Source organism: Sodalis sp. (in: enterobacteria) (assembly GCF_047607725.1).
In the GTDB taxonomy this organism is placed as follows: domain Bacteria; phylum Pseudomonadota; class Gammaproteobacteria; order Enterobacterales; family Enterobacteriaceae; genus JBLKSS01.
Map to the genome: position 1 here is coordinate 1 of NZ_JBLKSS010000179.1, position 2,389 is coordinate 2,389.

Annotated in this window: 2 protein-coding genes and 1 pseudogene; all 3 read left to right on the top strand. The window is 61.0% G+C overall.

The genetic code is table 11. The features are described from left to right. The first annotated feature begins 36 nt into the window (after positions 1-36). A complete protein-coding gene (locus tag ACMX3H_RS15195; protein WP_415211436.1) occupies positions 37-297 on the top strand; it encodes a hypothetical protein in 261 nt (86 codons plus the stop codon). 110 nt (positions 298-407) lie between these two features. Continuing rightward, positions 408-1,639, top strand: a pseudogene (locus tag ACMX3H_RS15200) (FAD-dependent oxidoreductase). A 204-nt stretch (positions 1,640-1,843) separates the two neighbouring features. Further along, positions 1,844-2,326 (top strand): alpha/beta fold hydrolase, encoded by a 483-nt coding sequence (locus tag ACMX3H_RS15205; protein ID WP_415211437.1) that lies wholly within the window; start codon positions 1,844-1,846, stop codon positions 2,324-2,326. Positions 2,327-2,389: the final 63 nt, after the last annotated feature.

Below are 2,389 nucleotides of genomic sequence, written 5' to 3' on the forward strand. Positions count from 1 at the left end.
TACGACTAATCCAACGTTCCCTTTGATAGTCCAGAAATGCTTGCCACCCCACAGCCACGGGCACTGAACGGCCTTTTGGTTAACACACCCGATCTCCAGGCGCTGAACGTCATCGTGTTCGCAGACCACCTCTATTTGCTGAACGCACCGCGCTGCCATTATCAGCATCTCTCGCTGCCCTGCGACCCGCAGGCTCTGGCTATGGTGCTGGACGGTTTTTTTACCGGAGACAGGCCCGCCGCCGGCGCCGTGTTTCCGTTTGCACCACATCTGTTTCTTTTAACGCCGCAGGGGTAGTGCAAACGGCTCGACAGGGGTCCGGCCAATGACAATGGTAAACGATAACTATTTGCAACATAGCGCCCGCTCCTTATGATTGAACTTTGCGCTAGAAAGGCAAACGCACCATGGGCGAAATATCACTTAACACGCCATACTGTATCGGCGGCGGCGGGCCAGCCGGTCTGATGATCGGCTATTTATTGGCTCGGGCGGGGGTAGCGGTGACGGTGCTGGAAAAACATCACGATTTTTTACGCGACTTTCGCGGCGACACCATCCATCCTTCTACCCTAGCCATCATGCATTATCTGGGATTGCTTGAGGGGCTATTGGCGTTACCACACCAGAAGGTGACGACGCTTCGCGGTGAGCTACAGGGTAAGACCGTCACAATGGCCGATTTCAGCAGTCTTCCCGGCCGCTGCCAATATATGATGCTGATGCCGCAGTGGGATTTTCTCAGTTTCCTGGCGCAGCAGGCGGCCATGCTGCCGGGCTTTACCCTACTGCGCGCGACGCGTGGCGTCTCATTATGTCGGCACGAGTGGCGGGTTGTCGGCGTCAACGCCGAAGACGACGCCGGCCGACTCACCATTACCACCCCGCTGGTAATAGGCACTGACGGCCCGCCGGTCGATGGTGCGCGCCGACGCCGGGCTGCAGGTCAGGAATTTCGGCGCGCCGCGCGACGTGGTATGGATGAAACTGCCGAAAGAGGCTGGCGATGCCGGCTGGGCCAGCGGCCACGGCGGGCCGAAAAACAATTTCATCATGCTCGACCGCGGTGACTATTGGCAGTGCGGCTACAGCATCGTCAAAGGCAGTTTCGACGCGCTCCAGCAGCAGGGATTAGCGTCGCTGCTAATGCACGTGGCGGCGGTCGCGCCGGTCAGCGTCGAACGGCGGCGGCGACAAATCACCGACTGGCGACAGGTGAAGCTGCTGGATATCCGTATTGACCGGCTGACGCATTGGGCCGCGCCCGGCGTGTTGTGCATCGGCGATGCCGCCCATGCCATGTCCCCCATTGGCGGCGTCGGCGTCAACCTGGCCATTCAGGACACGGTGGCTACCGCAAATTTGCTGGCTAAACCGCTGGCGCGCGGCGCGGTCAGCCTGCGTGAGCTTAATCGAGTGCAGCGCCGCCGCCAGTTCCCGACCCGCCACCACCCAGGCGCTGCAAATTATGATGACCGGTAAGGGACATTCCCCCACCCGCCCTCGTCGCACACCGTCGACATTGGAATTATGGCTGCGCCAGCGTCCGTGGCTACCGCGCCTGGCCGGCAGGATTATTGGCTTGGGGCTTGGGGTTCCGGGCCCGAACGACCGCGGCGCGCGCTGCTGCGGGGCATAAAGACCGAAACGCGGCAGCGATAGGTCCCCTCTCCCGCGGGACGTAGGCCGTTCTCCGCCACAATGCCCCGTGCGTCGCTGCAAACGCGTTGCCCGCGCACGTTGGCTCTTCCCCCCCCCTGTCGGCAGATTGCCTTACACTGTCTCCCTTTGGCCGACGCCACGCTCAACAGTGTCGGATTCACCATCAGCTCAGGAGCTTGTGTTGAACGTCTGTGAATATACGTTGCCCGGCATGTTCATCAAGGAACATCGGGTAAAAGTGCCGCTGGATTGGTCGCAGCCGCAAGACGGCCGCACGTTGGATCTGTTTGTGCGCGAGGTGGTGGACCCGCGCAAGCGCCATAAATCGTTACCCAAACTCGCATTTCTTCAGGGGGGCACCGGCGGCAAAGGGCCGCGCCCACAGGGCGGCGGGCCGGTATGGCTTGCCGAGGCGCTGAAAACCCACCGGGTGATCTTGATGGATCAGCGCGGCACCGGGCACAGCAGCCGGGTCGAAAGCGCCACCCTGGCGTCGATGGATGGTCAGGCTGGCGCGGCCTATTTGTGGCATTTCCGCGCCGACAGCATCGTGCGCGATTGCGAATTTCTGCGCACGGAACTGTTTGGCGGCGACCGCTGGGAAACCCTTGGTCAGAGCTATGGCGGCTTCTTAACCGTAAGCGCCCCGTGGAGGACGTCTTGAATTATTGGKGGGTTTGTTGTATGGCCCGGTAAGAATATGTTCCACTACGATGCCTAGTGAACC